This is a genomic window from Microbacterium sp. A8/3-1, assembly GCF_040267695.1.
Lineage (GTDB): Bacteria > Actinomycetota > Actinomycetes > Actinomycetales > Microbacteriaceae > Microbacterium > Microbacterium luteolum.
Genome location: NZ_CP158357.1, coordinates 3321533 through 3342713, shown reverse-complemented (window position 1 = coordinate 3342713; position 21181 = coordinate 3321533). Strand labels below are relative to the sequence as shown.

General features: G+C 70.2%; 21 protein-coding genes. 14 read left to right on the top strand and 7 right to left on the bottom strand.

The genetic code is table 11. From position 1 onward, the window contains the following. Window positions 1-7 precede the first annotated feature (7 nt). On the bottom strand, window positions 8-625 hold the full coding sequence (locus tag ABS642_RS16380; RefSeq protein ID WP_282215591.1) for a nucleotide exchange factor GrpE: 618 nt from the start codon (window positions 623-625) through the stop codon (window positions 8-10). A gap of 2 nt (window positions 626-627) precedes the next feature. Beyond that, window positions 628-2490, bottom strand: a complete 1863-nt coding sequence (dnaK, locus tag ABS642_RS16375; protein ID WP_116633685.1) for a molecular chaperone DnaK — start codon at window positions 2488-2490, stop codon at window positions 628-630. 199 nt (window positions 2491-2689) lie between these two features. Between dnaK and ABS642_RS16370 the strand changes: the two genes are divergently transcribed. Further along, window positions 2690-3358, top strand: coding sequence for a hypothetical protein (locus tag ABS642_RS16370; RefSeq protein ID WP_350350942.1), 669 nt, complete (start codon window positions 2690-2692; stop codon window positions 3356-3358). Between the two features lie 22 nt (window positions 3359-3380). Here the strand turns inward: ABS642_RS16370 and ABS642_RS16365 are convergent, their stop codons facing one another. From ABS642_RS16365 to ABS642_RS16350, 4 genes are all read right to left on the bottom strand, one after another. After that, the gene (locus ABS642_RS16365; RefSeq protein WP_350350941.1) at window positions 3381-4760 is read right to left on the bottom strand and encodes a DUF222 domain-containing protein; all 1380 of its coding nucleotides are present in this window, start codon (window positions 4758-4760) and stop codon (window positions 3381-3383) included. 85 nt (window positions 4761-4845) lie between these two features. Further along, window positions 4846-5256 (bottom strand): hypothetical protein, encoded by a 411-nt coding sequence (locus ABS642_RS16360; RefSeq protein ID WP_350350940.1) that lies wholly within the window; start codon window positions 5254-5256, stop codon window positions 4846-4848. A gap of 9 nt (window positions 5257-5265) precedes the next feature. Then, window positions 5266-6633 carry an NtaA/DmoA family FMN-dependent monooxygenase gene (locus ABS642_RS16355; RefSeq protein WP_350350939.1) on the bottom strand — a complete coding sequence of 456 codons (1368 nt, stop codon included), beginning with the start codon at window positions 6631-6633 and terminating at the stop codon, window positions 5266-5268. An 84-nt stretch (window positions 6634-6717) separates the two neighbouring features. After that, on the bottom strand, window positions 6718-7611 hold the full coding sequence (locus tag ABS642_RS16350) for a heparin lyase I family protein (protein WP_350350938.1): 894 nt from the start codon (window positions 7609-7611) through the stop codon (window positions 6718-6720). Window positions 7612-7713: 102 nt separating this feature from the next. Here ABS642_RS16350 and ABS642_RS16345 point away from each other — a divergent pair, with 102 nt between their 5' ends. The 13 genes from ABS642_RS16345 to ABS642_RS16285 all read left to right on the top strand — a co-directional run bounded on the left by ABS642_RS16345 (window position 7714) and on the right by ABS642_RS16285 (window position 20639). After that, window positions 7714-8388 carry a CbiX/SirB N-terminal domain-containing protein gene (locus ABS642_RS16345; RefSeq protein ID WP_350350937.1) on the top strand — a complete coding sequence of 225 codons (675 nt, stop codon included), beginning with the start codon at window positions 7714-7716 and terminating at the stop codon, window positions 8386-8388. 139 nt (window positions 8389-8527) lie between these two features. Beyond that, the gene (locus tag ABS642_RS16340; protein WP_350350936.1) at window positions 8528-10246 is read left to right on the top strand and encodes a nitrite/sulfite reductase; all 1719 of its coding nucleotides are present in this window, start codon (window positions 8528-8530) and stop codon (window positions 10244-10246) included. Beyond that, window positions 10243-11013, top strand: coding sequence for a phosphoadenylyl-sulfate reductase (locus ABS642_RS16335; RefSeq protein ID WP_350350935.1), 771 nt, complete (start codon window positions 10243-10245; stop codon window positions 11011-11013). The genes ABS642_RS16340 and ABS642_RS16335 overlap by 4 nt, the downstream gene beginning before the upstream one ends. Next, on the top strand, window positions 11010-11966 hold the full coding sequence (gene cysD / locus ABS642_RS16330; RefSeq protein WP_350350934.1) for a sulfate adenylyltransferase subunit CysD: 957 nt from the start codon (window positions 11010-11012) through the stop codon (window positions 11964-11966). The genes ABS642_RS16335 and cysD overlap by 4 nt, the downstream gene beginning before the upstream one ends. Window positions 11967-11989: 23 nt before the next feature. Continuing rightward, a complete protein-coding gene (locus ABS642_RS16325; RefSeq protein WP_350350933.1) occupies window positions 11990-13291 on the top strand; it encodes a GTP-binding protein in 1302 nt (433 codons plus the stop codon). A 63-nt stretch (window positions 13292-13354) separates the two neighbouring features. Beyond that, on the top strand, window positions 13355-14428 hold the full coding sequence (locus ABS642_RS16320; RefSeq protein ID WP_350350932.1) for an ABC transporter substrate-binding protein: 1074 nt from the start codon (window positions 13355-13357) through the stop codon (window positions 14426-14428). Beyond that, on the top strand, window positions 14425-15303 hold the full coding sequence (locus ABS642_RS16315) for an ABC transporter ATP-binding protein (RefSeq protein ID WP_350350931.1): 879 nt from the start codon (window positions 14425-14427) through the stop codon (window positions 15301-15303). Before ABS642_RS16320 ends, ABS642_RS16315 begins: the two co-directional genes overlap by 4 nt. Continuing rightward, window positions 15293-16210: an ABC transporter permease gene (locus ABS642_RS16310; RefSeq protein ID WP_350350930.1), complete on the top strand. Its 918-nt coding sequence runs from the start codon at window positions 15293-15295 to the stop codon at window positions 16208-16210. Before ABS642_RS16315 ends, ABS642_RS16310 begins: the two co-directional genes overlap by 11 nt. Beyond that, complete coding sequence (gene cobA / locus ABS642_RS16305) at window positions 16207-17187, top strand: uroporphyrinogen-III C-methyltransferase (RefSeq protein WP_350350929.1); 981 nt, start codon at window positions 16207-16209, stop codon at window positions 17185-17187. The genes ABS642_RS16310 and cobA overlap by 4 nt, the downstream gene beginning before the upstream one ends. A 21-nt stretch (window positions 17188-17208) precedes the next feature. Continuing rightward, window positions 17209-18642, top strand: a complete 1434-nt coding sequence (locus ABS642_RS16300) for an FAD-dependent oxidoreductase (protein ID WP_350350928.1) — start codon at window positions 17209-17211, stop codon at window positions 18640-18642. After that, complete coding sequence (fdxA, locus tag ABS642_RS16295) at window positions 18639-18968, top strand: ferredoxin (protein WP_350350927.1); 330 nt, start codon at window positions 18639-18641, stop codon at window positions 18966-18968. The genes ABS642_RS16300 and fdxA overlap by 4 nt, the downstream gene beginning before the upstream one ends. Then, window positions 18961-19905, top strand: coding sequence for an NAD(P)/FAD-dependent oxidoreductase (locus ABS642_RS16290; protein ID WP_350350926.1), 945 nt, complete (start codon window positions 18961-18963; stop codon window positions 19903-19905). Before fdxA ends, ABS642_RS16290 begins: the two co-directional genes overlap by 8 nt. A gap of 56 nt (window positions 19906-19961) precedes the next feature. Continuing rightward, entirely contained in the window at window positions 19962-20639 is a 678-nt protein-coding gene (locus tag ABS642_RS16285) for a hypothetical protein (RefSeq protein WP_350350925.1), read from the top strand. Between the two features lie 24 nt (window positions 20640-20663). On the opposite strand, the gene ABS642_RS16280 is transcribed toward ABS642_RS16285, so the two are convergent. Further along, on the bottom strand, window positions 20664-21125 hold the full coding sequence (locus tag ABS642_RS16280; protein ID WP_116633666.1) for a DUF3817 domain-containing protein: 462 nt from the start codon (window positions 21123-21125) through the stop codon (window positions 20664-20666). Window positions 21126-21181 lie beyond the last annotated feature (56 nt).

Below are 21181 nucleotides of genomic sequence, written 5' to 3'. Positions count from 1 at the left end.
CGATCACCTACTCGGCAGGTACGGCGACGACGACCTTCGCGGGACGCAGTTCGATGTCACCGAGGCGGTATCCCACCTCGACGACTTCGAGCACCGTGGTCTTGGTGGCGCCCGGAGTGGGCTGCTGGAAGATCGCCTCGTGGCGCTGCGGGTCGAATTCCTCGCCCTGCTCGCCGTAGGAGACGACGCCGAGGCGCTCCACCACCGCGCGCACCTTGTCGGCGATCACGGCGAAGGGCGTGCCCTCGACGAGGTCGCCGTGCTGGGCGGCGCGATCGAGGTCGTCGAGCACGGGGATGAGGCCCTTGGCGGCCTCGCCCTTCGCTCGCTCGCTCTCGATCTGACGCTGCTCCTCGGTGCGGCGGCGGTAGTTGGCATACTCGGCCTGCAGACGCTTGAGGTCGTTCAGCAGGGTGGACTCGAGGTCGGCGAGGACGGCGTCTTCCGCCGCGGCCTCACCGGTCTGCGTCGCGCCGAGGATGTCGTCGACCGTGAGGTCGTCGTCAGAGCCCTCGGCCGCTGCAGCCTCGGTGGAGTCGGGGTTCTGCGGCTGGGGGCCGGACGCGTTCGCGTCCGACCCCTCTTCCGGAACCCCGGCGTTGTCGTCGAAGTTCTTGTCCGTCATGATTACTTCTTGTCTTCCTCGTCGTCGACGACCTCGGCGTCGATGACGTCCTCGTCGGAGGAGCTGTCATCGGCGGGAGCGTCGCCCTCGGGGGCGGCGCCGGCCGCGGCATCCGCCTGCGACGTGGCGTAGATCGCTTCGCCGAGCTTGCCCTGCGACTCGTTCAGCTTGTCGAATGCGGTCTTCACGGCGTCGTCGTCCTCGCCCGCGAGTGCGGTCTTGAGGGCGTCGACGTCGGCCTGGACCGACTCCTTGACGTCGGCGGGGAGCTTGTCCTCGTTGTCCTTGATCAGCTTGTCGATCGAGTAGGCGAGGGTCTCGGCCTGGTTGCGGACCTCGGCGGCCTCACGGCGCTTCTTGTCTTCGGCCGCGTTCTCCTCGGCCTCGCGCACCATGCGGTCGATGTCTTCCTTGGACAGCGACGAGCCGCCCGTGATCGTCATCGACTGCTCCTTGCCGGTGCCCTTGTCCTTGGCGGACACGTGCACGATGCCGTTGGCGTCGATGTCGAAGGTGACCTCGATCTGCGGGATGCCGCGGGGGGCCGGGGCGATGCCGGTCAGCTCGAACGTGCCGAGCGGCTTGTTGTCGCGCGTGAAGTCGCGCTCGCCCTGGAAGACCTGGATCGCGACGGACGGCTGGTTGTCGTCTGCCGTGGTGAAGGTCTCGCTGCGCTTGGTCGGGATGGCCGTGTTGCGCTCGATGAGCTTGGTCATCATGCCGCCCTTGGTCTCGATACCGAGGCTCAGGGGGGTGACGTCGATGAGCAGCACGTCCTTGCGCTCACCCTTGAGGACTCCGGCCTGCAGGGCGGCGCCGACGGCGACGACCTCATCCGGGTTGACGCCCTTGTTCGCTTCCTTGCCGGCCTCGCGCTTGACGAGTTCGGCGACGGCGGGCATACGCGTCGATCCACCGACGAGCACGACGTGAGCGATGTCGGCGACCTTGATGCCGGCCTCGCGGATGACGTCTTCGAACGGCTTCTTGGTGCGGTCGAGGAGGTCCTTGGTGAGGTCCTCGAACTTCGCGCGGGTGATGGTCTCGCTCAGCGACACCGGGCCGGACTCCGTCAGCGACAGGTACGGGAGGTTGATGCTGGTCGAGGTCGAGGAGGAGAGCTCCTTCTTGGCCTGCTCGGCAGCCTCCTTGAGGCGCTGGAGGGCGATCTTGTCACCCGAGACGTCGACGCCCGTGGTCTCCTTGAACTGCTTGATGAGGAAGTCCACGAGACGCTGGTCCCAGTCGTCTCCACCGAGGCGGTTGTCACCGGCGGTCGAGCGCACCTGGATGGTCGAGAAGTCGTCGTCCTTGCCCACCTCGAGGAGGGAGACGTCGAACGTTCCGCCACCGAGGTCGAAGACGAGGATGAGCTCGTCTTCCTTGCCGCGGTCGAGACCGTAGGCGAGGGCGGCGGCGGTCGGCTCGTTGATGATGCGCAGGACGTTGAGGCCCGCGATCTCACCGGCCTCCTTGGTGGCCTGGCGCTCGGCGTCGTTGAAGTACGCGGGGACGGTGATGACGGCATCCGTCACGGTGTCACCGAGGTACGACTCGGCGTCGCGCTTGAGCTTCATGAGGATGCGCGCGGAGATCTCCTGCGGCGTCCACTTCTTGCCGTCGACGTCGAAGCTCCAGTCGGTGCCCATGTGGCGCTTGACGGAAGAGATCGTCCGGTCGACGTTGGTGACGGCCTGGCGCTTGGCGGTCTCGCCGACCAGCACCTCTCCGTCTTTGGTGAAGGCGACCACCGAGGGGGTGGTGCGGAAGCCCTCGGCGTTGGCGATGACCTTGGGCTCGCCGCCCTCGAGGACGCTGACGACGGAGTTGGTGGTTCCGAGGTCGATACCGACAGCACGTGCCATGTGTTTTCTCCTTTGTTGGAAGTTGTTGTGGTTCGGAAATCTGCGGCGATCAGGGAAACCTGAGTCGCGATGACTCAACTGTACTCCGAGGTGCGGATGCTGTCAAACAAAGTTGATACGAGACGGCTCAAGTTTTCGCTTCGGGAGTTATCCACAGGGGCGGATCGGCGGATGCGGCGACTGCCTAGGCTCCCCCAGCATGACTCGACGAATTCATCCCACCACCCTCCGCATCCCTGCCGTCATCGCCGTGGCTGCCTTCCTGGCTGTCGCGAGCGGGTGCGCCGCACCACCGATCTCGCGCGAGGCGAGGAGTGCGGACTCGAGCCGCGCACCGGGCGCGAGCCCGACACCGGGTGCGGGGATCGGGTCGGTCTCGCACGACGTGACCTTCGCTGCGGGCGCGGAACTGACGGCGGATTCGGACATCGGGTGGGGCGACGGGCTGATCGAGGACGAGGAGTGGGAGGCTCTGCCGGCCGACCAGCCGGGGCGATGGTCGTATGTGAATGCCAGCGGTGCTTGCACGGCCTCGTTCCGGGGCGGTGTGCTCGGTGACGCGACCGGCATGGACGACAGGGAGGCCACCGACGCCATGATCGAGCATCAGACCGGTGACGACTTCCTCGGGCGGGACTGGCTCACCGACGGAGAGTTCCTGCGCTACGGAGGAGAAGGCTCCGGCGTGGAGCACCGGCAGTTCAGCTACACGTTCAACGAGGTCGGATACTTCATGGCCGCGCGAGCTTTCGTGGAGGCCGACTACTCGGTGTGGGTCATCGTCACGTGCGAGGGCGAGCCGGTCGGCCCTGTCGTGCAGGAGGTGCTGTCGAAGAACTTCATCGCGGTGGACGCGCCGGCGAACTGAGCCGGCCACGGGCGCCCCTGCGTCAGAAGGGGGGTGGGGTGTCGTCTTCGGTGAAGGTGATGGTGTGGGGTGGTGGGGGTGTGTCGATGTAGGTGCGGCCGGTGGGGCTGGTCCAGGCGTACAACCCGCCGGTGAGGGGTTCGACGTGCCACGGGGTCTGGTGTTTGAGGGTGTGGTGTCGTCGGCAGAGGTGGCCGAGGTTCTCGGCGGTGGTCGCACCGCCGTGGGCGGCGTCGTGGTGATGGTCGATGTCGCAGTCCGATGGTGGGTATCCGCAGGTGGGGAATCGGCAGCGTTGATCCCGAGCCCGCAGGTGTCGTTTCAGGTCAGCGCCAGGTCGGTACCGGTCGACGGCGAGGAGCGCCCCGCTGATCGGGTGGGTGAGGATCCGATCCCATCCGGATGCCGCCCCCGCCAGGCGTCTCGCGGTGTCGGGGTCGATCGGTGTGCGCCCGTTCAGTTCCGCAGGGGTGGTCCCGGCGCCCATCAGGGTTGTGACGGGGACGGTGACGGACACGGTGGCGGTGATCGCGGCGAGCAGCCCGGCCGCAGTGTCGTGTCCGGCCGGTGTGCCGGTGAGGAGCATGTCGAGGGTGAGGTCGGCGCGGATCTGCCCGAGGGTGCGCGGGTCTTTCGAGACCGTGTCACCGGTCGGGCGTCCTGCGGTCCGCGCCGCATCTGCCGCCGGGCCGAACGCGCTCTCCCGCGAGTCGCCACCAGCATCCGCCCGGGTCGGATTCGACTGCTCCTGCACCGTCTGTTTCTGCACGGTTTTCGCCATGGCGGTGATCCGGTCGAACGCGCCGTGCACGAGCGCGGCGGGGCCGGTCATGCCGAGTTCGGCCATCCCGTCGGGGAGGTCTTTCACCCATACGCCCCGCTTCGCCCGCGCATCCTTGTGCCGTTCACCGATCGGACGGGACTGGTAGCGTTCCGCGACCCGCCGCGCCATCCGGGCGACACGGTTCGGGGACTCGGTCTCCGCGAACCCGAGCACCTCTCCCGAGTACGCGTCCCGGTCACGGGGATCATCCAAGTGCGCACCGGCGTCGCAGATCACCCGGGCATGCCCGGCACTGATGAGCCCGGCGCCCAGCGCCCGCCACACCCGCGGGAAACGCTCCACCAGGAACGACGCGTCGGTCATCCGCCGCTGCACGGTCCGGTCCGACACGCGCAGCGCGGCCGCGAACTCGGCCGCGACCGTCCGCAACGCCAGCTCCGCCTCGTCCCGCGACGCGGCCTGCTGGGCGACGTCGACCGCCAAACGGGACCCGACCGCGAGGAAACCATCACGCACCGCCTGCATGCTGCTGATCGTGCGCTCGACCTCGACGAGCATCTCGGTGACCGCCCCCAGGGCGTTCACCTGCTCGATCGTCGCGTCCGCCAGTGCTGTCATACCCCTAGTGAACCAGGGGCCACCGACATTCAAACCCCCAGATCAGCCCCACAAACCGATACACCGGCATGCCGTGCTGACGGCGTCAATCGGAGGCCTCGGCGGCCGCCGGACGCACCAGCAGCCGGCGCACCGCCCCGCGCGCCAGCATGAGCACGACGATGAGCAGCGTCACGAGGAAGAAACCGCCGAGATACACGGCGTCGCCGAAGACCAGGTCGACCAGCTCCAGCACGAGGAACTTGCTGCCCGGCATCACGAGCAGCAGCACCACAACCCCGACGGCCCGCCTCGCAAGACCGCCGTCGGAGCGGATGCGCGCGAGCGCCTTCGCCTTCACCCACGCCACGACTTCGAGCACGAGCTTCAGCAGGATCGCCGTCAGCAGCGACAGCAGGAAGCTCTCGGAGATCACCGCAGGGAACAGCTGGGTGAAGGTACTGAGGACGACCAGGTACACGAGGACGTCGACCAGGTCGATGGCGCGGAGCCGCATGCCGCGAGTCTAGAGGTTCGCTCCCCCGCGGTACCGCGCCGCAGGATGCCGCTCCGGCAGGCGCGGCCCCTCGCCGAAGATCCGCTCGCGCAGGGTCTCCCCCGGCGTGTACGCCTCGCGCATCCGTCCTCGCCGACGCAGCTCGGGCACGACGAGCTCACCGAAATCCCTGGCCGTGTCGAAGGAGTGGTACTGACGCAGGTTGATGCCGTCGATGCCGTCGACGTCGAGCCAGCGCTCGATCGTGTCGGCCACCTGCTCGGGGCTTCCGACGGCGAGGAACCGCGAATCCCACGCCTCGTCGACCGCGCCGGCGAACTGCCCGACCGTCAGGTGCAGCGGCAGCCCTCCCGCATCGATGACGTCCTGCCGCCCCTCGCGCTCGAGCGCCTCCCGCACGGTGATGTCGGCGGGATGCTGCAGCGGATGGAACGGCACGCTCATGTGGATGAACGCCCCCTCGGGGTCTCGGAATGTCCGGTAGCCCTCGTACTTCGCCCGCGCCTCCTCCTCGGTGGGGGCGACGATCACGGTGGCCATCACGACGTACCGGGTGTCCTCGGGGAGCCGTCCGTGGCGCACGCTCTCGTCCCGGATCGCGGCGATGTTGCGTTCGAGCGCTCCGGGCGGACGGTCGGCCGTGAACAGCACCTCCGCGTGCTGCGCCGCGAACGCGATGCCAGCCTTCGACGCCGATGCCTGGAACAGCAGCGGCACGCGCTGCCGCGACGGCTCGGACAGGTGCGGACCCTTCACGCGGAAGTGCGTGCCGACGTGATCGATCGCCCGCACCGCACCCACGCGACTGTAGGTTCCGACCTCCTTATCCGCGACGACCGCGTCGTCATCCCAGGAGCCCTCCCACAGCTTGTAGAGGACGTCGATGTACTCGGCGGCGATCTCGTACCGGGTGTCGTGGGGGATCTGATCGTCGAGACCGAAGTTCCGCGCGGCGTTCGGCAGATACGAGGTCACGATGTTCCACCCCACCCGCCCGCGCGTCAGGTGATCGAGCGTCGCCATCCGCCGCGCGAACGCGAACGGCGGCTCGTACGTCGTGGAGAAGGTCACGCCGAAGCCGACGTGCTCGGTGACGGCCGCCATCGCGGCGACGAGCAGCAGCGGGTCGATGTTCGGGATCTGCAGCCCGCGCTCCAGCGCCGGCTCGAAGCTGTCGTCGTACACGTCGTACGCACCCACGACGTCGGCGAGGAAGATCGCGTCGAACCCGGCGGCCTCGGCGACCTGCGCGAGCTCGGTCCAGTACGAGATGTCGGCATAGCGCTCGCGCTGGTTGTCGGGCTGGCGCCACAGTCCATGAGTGATGTGCCCGGGCGTCGCCATCTCGAACAGGTTGACGATGAGCTGCTTGGCCATCCCCCAAGGATGCCGGAACCGCTCGTCGTCGACCGCATCGGGTGGCGCGCCCGTCGCAGAGCGTCCCGCTCCGAGCTCCCGGACTCACCCGGCGGCGCACCCGGTGAGATCGTGGACGGTGATACCCCGGTGATAGATCTGGAGGTCGGGCTGGGCCGGATACCCTCCGGTCCGCCACGAAGACCGGTAGATGCCGGTCTGGAAGTACGGCGGCCACTGCTGGTGGTAGTTGTTGTCGCCGGAGATGTCGAGCACCGTCGAGCCGCCGTGGGTGATGATCACCCGACCGGGCGTGGACGGCGTGGACCAGCTGATGTCGAAGGTCCAGTCGTTCCAGCGGCCGTACGCCACCGGCACCGGCAGCGGGTGCCGCGTGAGTCTCGTCGTGAGGTCGGGCAGCAGTTCGTAGGTGTGGAACTCCCAGGCGGGCGTCGGCGCCCCGTCGAGCACGAGAGCGAGCGGCGGGTTGGTGGCGCGGCCGTCCGGCAGGGTGAAACCGTGCCACTGCGCGAGCAGCGTGCCGTATTCGTAGGGCACGTAGTCGGTCGGGATGTAGTGCGAGACCCCGTAACGATAGCGACCGGGAGCGAACTGCTTGCGGGCGATCTCCGCCCGGTACGAGGTCTGATCGGCCGGAACGGTGAAGCGCATCACCGGGCGGCCGGAGCCCGCGGGGTCGGGCACGATCGCATAGCGCGCCGGCGGGAACAGCGTCTGGTCGCTCCACAGATCGGCGGCCGCGAGCGCGGCACTGTCCCCGTCGAAGATGCGCCCCGTCCAGTTGCCCGCGCTCGGCGTCGCGAAGCCGTCCTGGTGGACGAGAGCCTCGCAGGCGGCGCTGGCGGATGCCGGGCGCCCCGCGACCGCGAACGTCGTGGCGAGCGCCGCCGCTCCACCGGCGAGGAGCAGCGTGCGTCGATCGATCACGAATCGGTCGAGGGCATGCCGGTCGGTCTGAGAAACTCCATCGTTCGTCATGCCGACACGGTAGGCGTGTCGTGGGAGGGCGCCAAGCGAACTAACAGAACCTCACATCACCACGGAAACATCTCCGTCATACGCACCTCCTAGGCTGGCCGCATGGCTCGACCCACCCTGCTCGCCGTCTCCCATGGCACGTCCGACACGGCCGGTGCACGCGCGATCGCGGACCTCGTCGAAGCGGTCGCCGCCCGGCTCCCCGAGGTCGAGGTGCGCGCCGCCTTCGTCGACGTGCAGGAGCCCGACGCGGTCGACGCCCTCGCGGCGATCGACGGCCCCGTCGTGGTCGTCCCGCTGCTGCTGTCGAGCGGATTCCACGTGCATCACGACCTGCACGGCATGGTCGCCGACCGGGCGGAGGCCGTGGTGGCGGCGCCCCTGGGCCCCGACCCCCGACTGGCCGCCGTGCTCGCGGAGCGGATGCCCGCGGCATCCGCTCTCCCGGTGATCCTCGCGGTGGCGGGCTCCCGTGATCCGCGTTCGCTGACGGATGCCGAGGGCATGGCGACCGTCCTGCGCGAGCACCTCGGCCGCCGAGTGGAACTCGCGTATCTCGCCGCGCGCGAACCCGACCTGCCGACGGCTCTGGCGACACATCCCGACGCGGTCGTCTCTACCTACCTCCTGGCTCGCGGCTACTTCTTCGACCTCGCGGAGCGGCAGGCGGCCGGGCGCGTGCTCACGCTCCCGCTGCTCGACGGCGGTGCGGTGCCGGATCCGCTGATCGACATCGTGGTCTCGCGGTACGAGGAGACCGTCCCGCAGATCGCCTGATCCGGACCGACGGGCCCTCTGTCAATATTCCGGCGGCCGTGTGTCTCTCTGTGACGCCCCCTGACGCTCCGTGTCATCGAGGTTCTTGCACCGAGTCCAAGCTCCTACTTTGATGCGAAGCCATCCCAGGGAGCAGGTCATGACCATCGAGCAGCCGACGCCGATCCGTGGTGCCCGCACGCGCACCACACGGACGCCGACCAAACCCCACGGACAGTGGGCGGTCGACGGCCGCGAACCCCTGAACGCGAACGAGGAGTTCAAGCTCGCAGACGACGGGCTCAACGTGCGGGAGCGCATCGAGACGATCTACGCGAAGGGCGGATTCGCGTCGATCGACCCGACCGACCTGCACGGACGCTTCCGCTGGTGGGGGCTGTACACCCAGCGCAAGCCGGGCATCGACGGCGGCCGCACCGCCCAGCTCGAGCCGCACGAGCTCGAGGACGAGTACTTCATGCTGCGCGTGCGCATCGACGGCGGGCAGCTCACCACGCAGCAGCTCCGCGTGATCGGCGAGATCTCGACCGAGTTCGCCCGCGACTCCGCCGACCTCACCGATCGCCAGAACGTGCAGCTGCACTGGGTGCAGGTCGAAGACGTCCCGGAGATCTGGCGTCGACTGGAAGAGGTCGGGCTCAGCACCACCGAGGCCTGCGGCGACGTGCCGCGGGTCATCCTCGGCTCCCCCGTCGCCGGCATCGCGGCCGACGAGATCATCGATCCGACCCCGCAGATCCAGGAGATCGCGGACCGCTTCATCGGCGATGCCACGCTCGCGAACCTGCCGCGCAAGTTCAAGACGGCCATCACCGGCCACCCCAGCCAGGACGTCGTCCACGAGATCAACGACTGCGCGTTCGTCGCCGTCGAGCATCCCGAGCTCGGGATCGGCTACGACCTGTGGGTCGGCGGCGCGCTCTCGGTGGTGCCGCGTCTCGGCGAGCGCCTCGGCGTCTTCGTCGCGCCCGACCAGGTCGCCGAGGTCTGGCACGGCGTGACCCGGATCTTCCGCGACTACGGCTACCGCCGCCTCCGCAACAAGGCACGCCTGAAGTTCCTGCTCGCCGACTGGGGCGTCGAGCGCTTCCGCGAGGTGCTCGAGACCGAGTATCTCGACAGCCCGCTCCCCGACGGCCCCGCCGCCCCCAAGCCGACGAGCCTCGGCGATCACGTCGGCGTGCACGCCCAGAAGGACGGCCGGTTCTTCGTCGGCGCAGCCCCGCTCGTCGGCCGCGTCTCCGGCTCGACCCTCACGGCGCTCGCCGACCTCGCCGAGGTGCACGGTTCGCAGCGCGTCCGCACCACCCCGCACCAGAAGCTCATCGTGCTCGACGTGCCCGAGCCCGAGGTCGAGAACCTCATCGCAGGCCTCGATGCGATCGGCCTGTCCGCCCGCCCCAGCCTGTTCCGGCGCGGCACGATCGCCTGCACCGGCATCGAGTACTGCAAGCTCGCGATCGTCGAGACCAAGGCCAACGCGGCGGAGGCGATCACGCAGCTCGAGCAGCGCCTCGGCGAACTCGAGCCCGAGATCGGCCGCCCCATCACCCTGCACGTGAACGGATGCCCGAACTCGTGCGCCCGCATCCAGATCGCCGACATCGGCCTGAAGGGTCAGCTCGTGTCCATCGACGGCGAGCAGGTTCCCGGATACCAGGTGCACCTCGGCGGCGGCCTGGCCAGCGTCGACCGCGAGGAGGCCGGCCTCGGCCGCACCGTCCGCGGTCTGAAGGTGGCCGCCGACGGCATCGCCGACTACGCCGAGCGGGTCATCCGCCGCTATCTCGCCGACCGGGAGCTCGACGAGACCTTCGCCGTCTGGGCGCACCGGGCCGACGAGGAGGCGCTGCAATGAGCCCTTCGACACGCTCAGGTGCCCAGCCCGTCGTCATCGGGCGCGCCCGCCCGGCTCGCCGCTCCGAGGACGAGCTGCGCGCCATCGCCGAGCGCGGCGCCGTGGAGCTGCGCAGCCGCCAGGCCGATGAGGCGAGCCCCGCCGAGGTCGTCGCCTGGGTCGCCGAGAACTTCGCCGTCAGCCAGGCCACCGTGGCGTGCTCGATGGCGGATGCCGCGCTGCCGCATCTGGTCGCCCAGAGCCTCCCCGGTGTCGACGTGCTGTTCCTCGACACCGGCTACCACTTCGCCGAGACGACGGTCACACGCAACGAGGTCGAGCGCGAGCTCGACGTGCGCATCGTCGACGTGAAGCCCGTGCAGTCCGTGCGCGAGCAGGATGCCGAGTACGGCGAAGACCTGTTCGCCCGCGACCCCGGGCTGTGCTGCGCGCTGCGCAAGGTCGAGCCGCTGCAGCGATCGCTGGGCGACTACGAGCTGTGGTTCACCGGTGTCCGTCGTGAAGAGGCACCGACCCGCGCCGACACCCCGCTGATCGTCTGGGACGAGCGCAACGGCCTGGTCAAGGTGAACCCCGTCGCCGCCTGGAGCTTCGACGACCTCATCGACTACGCGACCACGAATGAGGTGCCCGTGAACCCGCTGATCGCGAACGGCTATCCGTCGATCGGCTGCGCGCCGTGCACGAAGCCCGTGGCCGCCGGCGAAGATCCTCGATCCGGCCGCTGGGCCGGACTGTCCAAGACGGAATGCGGGTTGCACCTATGACTCTCGATACGCAGGACGCTTCGACAGGCTCAGCGACCCATTCCCTGAGCTCGTCGAAGGGTCGACTGTCGGCGCTCGACCTGCTCGAGGCCGAGGCGATCCACATCATCCGCGAGGTCGTCGCGGAGTTCGAGCGCCCCGTGTTGCTGTTCTCCGGCGGCAAGGACTCCGTCGTCGTGCTGCACCTGGCGGCCAAGGCCTTCGCCCCCGGGCGCGTGCCCTTCCCGGTGCTGCACGTCGACACCGGACACAACTTCCCCGAGGTGATCGCCTTCCGCGACGAGACGGTGGCGCGGCTCGGCATCCGTCTCGAAGTGGCGAGCGTGCAGTCGTACATCGACGACGGCCGCCTCGCCGAGCGCCCCGACGGCACGCGCAACCCGCTGCAGACGCAGCCGCTGCTCGACGCCATCGCCGCGGGGAAGCACGACGCGGTGTTCGGCGGCGCCCGCCGCGACGAAGACAAGGCTCGAGCCAAGGAGCGGATCATCTCCCTGCGCGACGAGTTCGGCCAGTGGGATCCGCGCAACCAGCGCCCGGAGCTCTGGAGCCTCTACAACGGCCGCCACCTTCCCGGTCAGCACGTGCGCGCCTTCCCGATCTCGAACTGGACAGAGCTCGACGTCTGGCGCTACATCGAGCGCGAGGGCATCGCGCTTCCTCCCCTGTACTACGCGCACGAGCGCGAGGTGTTCCGCCGCGACGGCATGTGGTGGGCGATCGGCGAGTTCTCGCAGCCGCGCACCGGCGAGAAAACCGAACGCCGCGTGGTCCGCTACCGCACGGTCGGCGACATGAGCTGCACCGGAGCCGTGGAATCGGATGCCGCGGACACGGCATCCGTCGTCGCCGAGGTCGGCCGGTCCACGCTCACCGAGCGCGGCGCCACGCGCGCCGACGACCGCATCAGCGAGGCGGCCATGGAAGACCGCAAGAAGGACGGGTACTTCTGATGAGTGCTGTTGAGACGGGGTCCGTGAGCACGTCGACGGGCACACTGTTCCGCTTCGCCACCGCCGGATCGGTCGATGACGGCAAGTCGACCCTCGTCGGGCGCCTGCTGCACGACGCGAAGGCGATCCTCGCCGACCAGCTCGAGCAGGTCGCGTCGACGTCGCGGCAGCGCGGTTTCGCGCACGGCGAGTTCGACTTCGCGCTGCTCACCGACGGCCTCCGCGCCGAGCGCGAACAGGGCATCACGATCGACGTCGCCTACCGGTATTTCGCGACGGATCGCCGCAGCTTCATCCTCGCCGACTGCCCCGGGCACGTGCAGTACACGCGCAACATGGTCACCGGCTCCGCCACCGCGGACGCCGTGATCGTGCTGGTCGACGCCCGCAAGGGCATCGTCGAGCAGACGCGCCGCCACCTCGCCGTCGTCTCTCTGCTGCGCGTCGCGCACGTGATCATCGCCGTCAACAAGATCGACCTCACCGACTTCGACGAGAACGTCTACGTGGCGATCGAGCTCGAGGCGGCGCGCGTGGCCGAGCAGCTGGGCCTGCAGGGCATCCATGTCCTCCCCGTCTCGGCCCTGGAAGGCGACAACATCGTCGACCGCTCCGAGCGCACCCCGTGGTACTCCGGCCCGACGCTGATCGAGCTGCTCGAGGAGCTGCCGCGTCAGGACGAGGCGGATGCCGCGGCATCCGCTCTCCGACTCCCGGTGCAGCTGGTGCTGCGCCCGCAGGGCGGGCTGTCGCCCGAGATCCTCGATGCCGAGCAGTACCGCGACTACCGCGGCTTCGCCGGGCGCATCGCCACGGGCGTCGTGCAGGTCGGCGACCGCGTCGACGTTTTCCCCGGCGGGCATGAGACGACCGTCACCGGCATCCACGTGGCCGGAGAACCGGCGGATGCCGCGACCGCGCCGCAGTCCGTGACCCTCACTCTCGCCGATGAGATCGACGCCGCCCGCGGTGCGCTGATCGCCGCCGCCGGCACACTTCCCGCCGGGCGTCGCGAAGCCGTGGTCGAGCTGTTCCAGCTGGACGCCCGCGCGGTCGTTCCCGGCACCAAGGTGCTCGTCAAGCACGGCACCGCGACCGTGCAGGCACTGGTCGCCGAGGTGCTGTCGCGCCGCGACCTCGAGACGCTCGGCCACGAGGAGGCGTCGTCGCTCGCCGCGAACGAGATCGGCCGGGTCCGCCTGCGCTTCGCCGCCGACCTCCCCCTCGAGCCCTACGCGCGCGACCGCTCCGGCGGCTCGCTCCTGCTCATCCACCCCGCCGACGGCGCGACACTCGCCGCCGCGACGGTGATCGACGAACCCTGAGACCTGCACCACCCACCCTGCACCACCCCACCTGCACCATCTGACCGCTGAGGAGGCGAAACCGTGAAGATCAACAGAACCACCACGACACTCACTGCCCTGGGACTCGCTGCGATGATGCTGGCCGGCTGCGCCTCGGCATCCGCGACCGGAGACGACGCGAAGGGCGAGGCCGAGGCCCCCGCCGAGGTGCGCCTGGGCTACTTCGCGAACGTCACGCACGCGCCGGCGCTCGTCGGACTCTCCGAGGGCCTGTTCGAGGACGCGCTCGGCGACATCGACCTGAAGACCGAGGTCTTCAACGCCGGCCCGGCCGCGATCGAAGCACTGTCGGCCGGCGCCATCGACGCGACGTACATCGGACCGAACCCGTCGATCAACACCTTCATCCAGTCGGGAGGGGAGTCGGCGCACATCATCGCGGGCGCCACCTCGGGCGGCGCCGCCCTCGTCGTGCGCGACGGGATCGACAACCCGGAGGACCTCGCGGGCGCGAACATCGCGACCCCGCAGCTGGGCAACACGCAGGATGTCGCCCTGCGCAGCTGGCTGGCCGAGGAGGGTTACGAGACCTCGACTGCCGGCGGCGGCGATGTCACGATCACCCCGACCGAGAACGCGCAGACGCTCACGCTCTTCCAGCAGGGCGAGCTCGACGGCGCCTGGCTGCCGGAGCCGTGGGTGTCGCGTCTCGTGGTCGAAGCGGGCGCGCACGTGCTCGTCGACGAAGCCGACCTGTGGAAGGACGGCGCCTTCCCGACCACCGTGCTGCTGGTGCGTGCGGAGTTCGCGGAGCAGCATCCCGACGTCGTCGAGGATCTGCTCGAGGGGCACGTGGCCTCGGTCGCCTGGCTCGACGAGCACGCCGACGAAGCGCCGACCGTCATCAACGACGCGCTGGAGGAGGCGACCGGCAAGAGACTGTCGGACGACGTGCTCGCCCGCGCGCTCGACAACGTCACCTTCACCGTCGATCCGCACGCGGAGACCTTCGCCGCCCTGGTCGACAACGGCCTGGCCGCCGGCACGCAGAAGAAGGGCTCGATCGACGGGCTGTTCGACCTGCGCGCACTGAACGCGCTGCTCGCGAAGGACGGCGAGAAGCCCGTCTCCGCCGCCGGACTCGGGGACGAATGATGAGTGCGCCCGTGGGGTCGGCTGAAGCTGGGTCCCTGAGCCCGTCGAAGGGCGCGGTCGCCGCGCTGACACCGAGCTTCGACGGTGTGACGCCGCCGGCCGCGCAGGCTCCGGCGGTCGACCCCGCGGTGCGCCTCTCCCACGTGACCAAGCGCTACGGCTCGGGGCCGCTCGTGCTCGACGACGTGACGCTCGACATCGCGCCCGGCGAGTTCGTGTGCCTGCTCGGAGCATCGGGATGCGGCAAGTCCACGCTGCTGAACCTCATCGCCGGGCTCGAGCCCCTCACGTCCGGCGAGATCCGGACCGCCACGGGGTCGCTGAGCCCGTCGAAGGGCGGCGCGGCGGTGATGTTCCAGGAATCCGCGCTGATGCCCTGGCTCACCGCGCGCAAGAACGTCGAGCTCGCACTCCGGCTGCGCGGCGTCCCCCGCGGCGAGCGCCGCGAGGAGGCGCAGCGCCTGCTCGCGACCGTGAACCTCGCCGAAGCGGGAGACAAGCGACCGCATGAGCTGTCCGGCGGCATGCGGCAGCGCGTCGCGCTCGCCCGCGCCCTCGCGCAGGACCGCCCCGTGCTGCTGATGGACGAGCCCTTCGCCGCGCTCGACGCGATCACCCGGGATCTGCTGCACGAGGAGCTCGAGAGGGTGTGGCGCGCCACCGGACGCACGATCGTCTTCGTCACCCACAACGTGCGCGAGGCCGCGCGGCTCGGACAGCGCGTGATCCTGCTCTCCAGCCGTCCCGGTCGGGTCGCCGGGGAGTGGAAGGTCGCCACGACCACCGGCCGGCGCATCGAGTCGCCGGAGGTCGCCGCCCTCGCCACCGAGATCACCGCCGAGCTGCGGAAGGAGATCCGCCGCAATGCCGCGTGACACCACCGCCCCTCGACCTTCGAGCGAGCACAGCGAGACGAAGGACGACGAGCTCCGCACGCTCTCCGCGGGCCTCGACCGCCTGCAGAGCGCGCAAGGCGACCTCCGCCCCCGATGGCGCACGGCGCTGTCGAAGGTGCTGCCGCCCATCGTCCTGCTGCTGGCGCTGCTCGCCGCCTGGCAGGCCTACGTCGTCATCGCCGACCCGCGGCCCGACATCGCTCCCGGTCCGTTGCAGGTGGCCGGAGCGCTCGGTGAGGCCTGGGAGACCGGCCGCCTGCAGGAGGCCGTGCTGACCAGCCTGGAGCGCGGGGTCATCGGCTTCCTCATCGCGATCGCCGTCGGCACCCCGCTCGGTCTGCTCCTGGCCGAGTGGAAGCCGCTGCGCCGTGCCGCCGGTCCCCTCATCTCCGGCCTCACCGTGCTGCCCTCCGTCGCCTGGGTGCCCGCCGCGATCATCTGGTTCGGCCTCTCCGACGCGACGGTGTACTTCGTGATCCTCATGGGCGCGATCCCCTCGATCGTGAACGGACTGCTCTCCGGCATCGACCAGGTGCCGCCGCAGCTGCGCCGGGTCGGGACGGTGCTCGGAGCGAGCCGGTGGCAGCTCGCCACGGCCGTCATCCTTCCGGCCGCACTCCCCGGCTACGTCGCCGGACTCAAGCAGGGATGGGCGTTCTCGTGGCGCTCGCTCATGGCCGCGGAGATCATCGCCGTGGGCGGCTCGATCGGCTTCGGGCTCGGCTCGATGCTGCAGCAGTCGCGCGAACTCGCCGATCTCGCCGGCGTGCTCGGCACCATCCTGCTGATCCTCGCGATCGGCATCCTCATCGAGCTCGCGATCTTCGGGCCGTTGGAACGACGGATGCTGCAGAGCCGCGGCCTCGCGCTGGGAGGCGACCGATGACCGGAACAGTCACCCTCGTGGGGGCGGGACCCGGCGACGCCGGCCTGCTCACCATCCGCGGCCTCCGCGCACTGCAGGAGGCCGACGTGATCGTCGCCGACCGCCTCGGCGCCCGTGCGGTCCTCGAGCAGCTCGCCGCGGACGGCGTGCACCTCTCCGCCGAGGTCATCGATGTGGGCAAGCTCCCCGGTCACCATCCGGTGCCGCAGGACGGCATCAACGACCTTCTCGTCCAGCACGCCCTGGCCGGGCGCCGCGTCGTGCGGCTGAAGGGCGGCGACCCCTTCGTCTACGGACGCGGACGCGAGGAGCAGCAGCACTGCGAGGAGGCCGGCATCCCCGTCGATGTCGTCCCCGGCGTCACGAGCGCCGTGTCGGTTCCTGCCGTCGCCGGCATCCCGCTGACCCATCGCGGCGTCGCGGCATCCTTCACCGTGCTCAGCGGCCACGACCAGATCGAGCCCGGTGGGGTCCTGAGTCTGTCCAGGGGCGACCACACGGTCGTGCTGCTGATGGGCGTGAACACGCTGGGGCACTCCGCGCACGTGCTGAGCAGCGGCGCCCGCGGGGTCGACTGCCCTGTCGCGATCATCGAAGACGGCTACGGCGAGCGCGAGCGCGTGACCATCGGCACTCTCGGCACGATCGCGCACCTCGCCGCGAGCCGCCAGGTGCGGTCGCCGGCGGTCGTCGTGGTCGGTGACGTGGTGGCCCTGAGCCCGCACGCCGCTGGGTCCCTGAGCTCGTCGAAGGGCCGCACGTTCACCCGACGCTTCGACAAGCTCAGCGACCCAGGCCATGAGCTCAGCGACCCAGGCCACGAGCCCAGCGTCCCAGCGACGCCCAAGCCGCACTGGGCCGATGCCCTCGACGCGGGTCTCGCGGTCGACACGGGCCTCGTCCAGGCGGTCGATGCGCTCGACCCGGCATCCGCTCGTCGTTCTCCCCTCTCCTCCCTGTTCTCTCGCTCGCGCTGAACGCGCCCCCGAAAGGCTGTCATGACCTCCTTCCCTCCTGCCCTGCGCGTCGCGATCGTCGGCGCCGGTCCGGCCGGCATCTACGCCGGCAACCTCCTCGCCACCGCGGTCTCCGCGCGCCCGGACGCCGATGTCGAGATCGACCTGTTCGAGTCGCTCCCCGCGCCGTACGGGCTGATCCGCTACGGCGTCGCACCAGACCACCCCCGCATCAAGGGCATCGTGAACTCGCTGCACGAGATGCTCGACGCGTCGAGCTCCTCGTCTCGCCGCACGATCCGCTTCATCGGCAACGTCGAGGTCGGGCGCGACATCGCCCTCGACGAGCTGCGCGAGCGCTACCACGCGGTGATCCTCGCGACCGGCGCGATCCGCGACGCGGTGCTCGACATCCCCGGCGTCGAGCTGCCCGGCTCCTACGGCGCCGCCGACTTCGTGGCCTGGTTCGACGGCCACCCCGACGTCGCCCGCACCTGGCCTCTCGACGCCTCGTCGGTCGCGGTGATCGGCAACGGCAACGTGGCCCTCGACGTCGCGCGCGTGCTGGCCAAGCACGCCGTCGACCTGCGCACGACCGAGGTGCCGGACAACGTGCTGGAAGGCCTCGAGTCGTCAGCCGTGACCGACGTGCACGTGTTCGGCCGACGCGGCCCCGCCGACATCAAGTTCACACCGATCGAGCTCCGGGAGCTCGGCGAGGTGCGCGACGTCGACATCGTCCTGTACGACGAGGACTTCGAGGGCGTCGATCCGGCCTCCGCCCCGAACAACCAGCTCAAGGTGATGCTCCGCACGCTGAACGGCTGGCGCGAGCGCCCCGCCGGCACAGCATCCCGTCGGCTGCATCTGCACTTCTGGCACGCGCCGGTGGAGATCACGGGCGACGGGGAGGTCGAGGGCATCCGCTTCGAGCGCACGCGTCTCGTGACCGGCGAAGCGGATGCCGCGCCGCGACTGACCGGCACGGGCGAGTTCCGCGACTACGCCGTGCAGGCCGTCTACCGCGCGGTGGGCTACTACGGCACCCGTGTGGTCGACGCCCCGTTCGACGAGGCGCGCGGCGTCGTGCCGAACGCCGGCGGCCGCGTCGACGGCGAGACGGGTCTGTACGCGACCGGCTGGATCAAGCGCGGACCCGTCGGCCTGATCGGGCACACGAAGTCCGACGCGCTCGAGACGATCACGAACCTGATCGCGGACGCCGAGGCCGGCCTGCTGACGGATGGCCCTGGGTCCGTGACCCCGTCGACAGGCGAGGGCGACGTGCTCGACCTGCTCGACGCCCGCGAGACGGCGTACACGACGTGGGACGGCTGGCTCGCCCTCGATGCCCACGAGCGCCACCTCGGCGAGACGCACACCTACGCCCGCGAGCGGGTCAAGGTCGTGCCGCGCGAGGAGCAGGTCGCGGTGTCGTCTCAGGCGGTGTCGCGCGACGGCGCGCTCGTCCGATGACCTACGTCATCGCGCTGCCCTGCGTGGATGTGAAAGACCGGGCCTGCATCGACGAGTGCCCGGTGGACTGCATCTACGAGGGCGAGCGCTCGCTGTACATCCACCCCGACGAGTGCGTCGACTGCGGCGCCTGCGAACCCGTGTGCCCCGTCGAGGCGATCTACTACGAGGACGACCTGCCGGATGAGTGGCAGGATTACTACAGGGCGAATGTCGACTTCTTCTCGGAGATCGGATCGCCCGGCGGCGCCGCCAAGGTCGGCGTCTACGCGTTCGACCATCCGGTGGTCGCCGCCCTTCCCCCGCAGGAGGGTGCGCATGACTGAGACGGCTCCGTACGACGTGCTCATCGTCGGCGGCGGTCCCGCCGGCCTCTCGGCCGCGCTGAACCTCGGCCGCTCGCTCGTGCGCGTGCTCGTCGTCGACGCCGATCGTCCGCGGAACGCCGCGACGCTGAACTCGCACGGCTTCCTCACCCGCGACGGCGTGCCGCCGCATGAGCTGCGTCGCATCGCCCGCGAGGAGCTCGCCGCCTACCCGAACGTCGAGATCCGCTCGCGCGTGCGCGTCGCCGCTCTCCGGTCGACGGATGCCGGAGCCGACGGTGCGCGCTTCGACGCCGAGGTCGGGCGCCGGGAGCCCGAGACGACGGTCTCGGCGCGTTCGGTGCTGCTGGCGACCGGACTCCGCGAGACGCTTCCCGACGTGCCGAACCTCCGCGGCTTCTACGGCATGAGCCTGTTCAGCTGCGCCGCGTGCGATGCATGGGAGCTGCAGGGCCGACGCCTCGCGCTCATCGGGGAGTCCGCCGACCTCGCCTCCCGTGCCCGCCTGATCGGCCGGTGGACCGAGACGCTCACGGTCTTCACGAACGGCGCCGATGTCGTGACCGCAGCCGAGGAGGCAGAGCTCGCCGCCGCCGGCATCACCGTGCGGCGGCATCCGATCGTCGAACTCGTCGGCGACCGCGGACGGCTCGAGGCGATCCGCCTGGCCGACGGGGCGACGATCGCCGTGGACGGCGGATTCGTGCGCCCGGAATGGGAGACCGAGCTGTCGTTCCTCGACGGGATCGCGCCGACTCTCGACGACGCGGGGCACCTGGTCACCGATCGCTCCGGACGCACCGACGTGCCGGGTCTCTACGCGGCGGGCGACGCGGCGACCCCCGGACCGCAGCAGCTCATCGTCGCAGCCGGAGCCGGAGCCCGTGTGGCGGCGGTCATCGTGCACGACACGATCGGCGTCGCGACCGCGCACTGAGCGCTGAGCAGGGCTGCCCATCCTCCGCGGCCGGGCGCGGGGCTAGGCTGACCGCCATGACGCGCACCTCGCAGATCTCCCCGTTGCTCCGTCTCGCCGCCGCGGCAGTCGTCGTGACGGCGGTGCTGCCGCTCAGCGGATGCCTCTTCGCGCAGATCCCGACCGGCGGACCGTCCGAGAGCGCGCCGTCCGGCGGGCCGGAGGCGACCGACGAGCCCGCCGAGGAGCCGGCGGGCGGATCGACCCTGACGTTCGACGAGGGTCAGGAGCTCTCGAGCAGCGCGTACATCGAATGGGGCGACGGGTTCCTGGCCGACGACGACTGGAAGTCGGTCACGCCCGACGACGGCAACGGGGGCTGGACGTACGGCACGCTCGACGACACCTGCACCGCGCAGTTCTGGCAGGGCCGGACCTCCGACGTGCCGGTGGTCGACGGTGACGACAGCGCCTCGTCCGACGCGATCCTCGGGGTTCTGCTGCAGACGCCGACCGCCGACATCACGCCGGTCGCGACCACCGGAGAGTTCAGTTACCTGGTCGGCGGTGCCGGCGGCGTCGAGACCCGCCAGGTCGTCGGCACGGACGGCGACCGCACCTGGACCATGGCCGCACGGGCGTTCACGGCGACCGGTGTCGGCCTGTACGTGATCGTGGACTGCACGGGCGGCATCGGCGCCGAGGCGACCATGGACCTCGTCAACGAGGCCAACGCGGTGGTCGTCACCCCCTGATCGGCCGCCGGCGAGGGCGAGGCCTCACTTGCCGCCGGGAGGACCGACCAGCAGCAGGATCACGTAGAGCGCGACGATGCCGACCGCGAGCAGGAGCACCAGCACGAGGGGCCGACGCAGGAACCAGCGCATCAGCCGGTCGTACCAGCGGCGGTCCCGGGGGTCGTCGGTCGCATCGAGGCGCCAGGCGCCGTCGAGCCGGCCCGTGCGGTGCAGCCAGATCTCGGTGGGGATCGTGGCATAGGGAACGATCGCGCTGACGACCGCCAGCACGCCGACGCCGAGGTGCCAGCGCTGGTTGAGCGCGACGAGCACGGCCGTGGCCGCATAGGCGAGGAACACGAAGCCGTGGATGCCACCGCCCACGGTCACCACCACGCCGGGCGCGCCGACCGCACGGGCGATGATCGCGGCGATCAGGATCGTCCAGGTGATCGCCTCCGCGATCGCGAGAACTCGGAACAGGCGGTCGGGGGTGCGGAACACGGGACTCCTCGGGTGGCGTCCTCCCAGCGTATCCGGGCCGCGGCGCCCTTCGAATC

What these genes read in the sequence shown, in the direction of transcription:
- ABS642_RS16310 (WP_350350930.1), top strand. Translation starts at nt 15,293, where the DNA reads ATGCCGCGTGACACCACCGCCCCTCGACCTTCGAGCGAGCACAGCGAG.
- cobA (WP_350350929.1), top strand. Translation starts at nt 16,207, where the DNA reads ATGACCGGAACAGTCACCCTCGTGGGGGCGGGACCCGGCGACGCCGGC.
- ABS642_RS16370 (WP_350350942.1), top strand. Translation starts at nt 2,690, where the DNA reads ATGACTCGACGAATTCATCCCACCACCCTCCGCATCCCTGCCGTCATC.
- cysD (WP_350350934.1), top strand. Translation starts at nt 11,010, where the DNA reads ATGACTCTCGATACGCAGGACGCTTCGACAGGCTCAGCGACCCATTCC.
- ABS642_RS16350 (WP_350350938.1), bottom strand. Translation starts at nt 7,611, where the DNA reads ATGACGAACGATGGAGTTTCTCAGACCGACCGGCATGCCCTCGACCGA.
- ABS642_RS16290 (WP_350350926.1), top strand. Translation starts at nt 18,961, where the DNA reads ATGACTGAGACGGCTCCGTACGACGTGCTCATCGTCGGCGGCGGTCCC.
- ABS642_RS16285 (WP_350350925.1), top strand. Translation starts at nt 19,962, where the DNA reads ATGACGCGCACCTCGCAGATCTCCCCGTTGCTCCGTCTCGCCGCCGCG.
- ABS642_RS16315 (WP_350350931.1), top strand. Translation starts at nt 14,425, where the DNA reads ATGATGAGTGCGCCCGTGGGGTCGGCTGAAGCTGGGTCCCTGAGCCCG.
- ABS642_RS16345 (WP_350350937.1), top strand. Translation starts at nt 7,714, where the DNA reads ATGGCTCGACCCACCCTGCTCGCCGTCTCCCATGGCACGTCCGACACG.
- ABS642_RS16355 (WP_350350939.1), bottom strand. Translation starts at nt 6,633, where the DNA reads ATGGCCAAGCAGCTCATCGTCAACCTGTTCGAGATGGCGACGCCCGGG.
- ABS642_RS16340 (WP_350350936.1), top strand. Translation starts at nt 8,528, where the DNA reads ATGACCATCGAGCAGCCGACGCCGATCCGTGGTGCCCGCACGCGCACC.
- ABS642_RS16360 (WP_350350940.1), bottom strand. Translation starts at nt 5,256, where the DNA reads ATGCGGCTCCGCGCCATCGACCTGGTCGACGTCCTCGTGTACCTGGTC.
- ABS642_RS16365 (WP_350350941.1), bottom strand. Translation starts at nt 4,760, where the DNA reads ATGACAGCACTGGCGGACGCGACGATCGAGCAGGTGAACGCCCTGGGG.
- ABS642_RS16300 (WP_350350928.1), top strand. Translation starts at nt 17,209, where the DNA reads ATGACCTCCTTCCCTCCTGCCCTGCGCGTCGCGATCGTCGGCGCCGGT.
- ABS642_RS16335 (WP_350350935.1), top strand. Translation starts at nt 10,243, where the DNA reads ATGAGCCCTTCGACACGCTCAGGTGCCCAGCCCGTCGTCATCGGGCGC.
- dnaK (WP_116633685.1), bottom strand. Translation starts at nt 2,490, where the DNA reads ATGGCACGTGCTGTCGGTATCGACCTCGGAACCACCAACTCCGTCGTC.
- ABS642_RS16380 (WP_282215591.1), bottom strand. Translation starts at nt 625, where the DNA reads ATGACGGACAAGAACTTCGACGACAACGCCGGGGTTCCGGAAGAGGGG.
- fdxA (WP_350350927.1), top strand. Translation starts at nt 18,639, where the DNA reads ATGACCTACGTCATCGCGCTGCCCTGCGTGGATGTGAAAGACCGGGCC.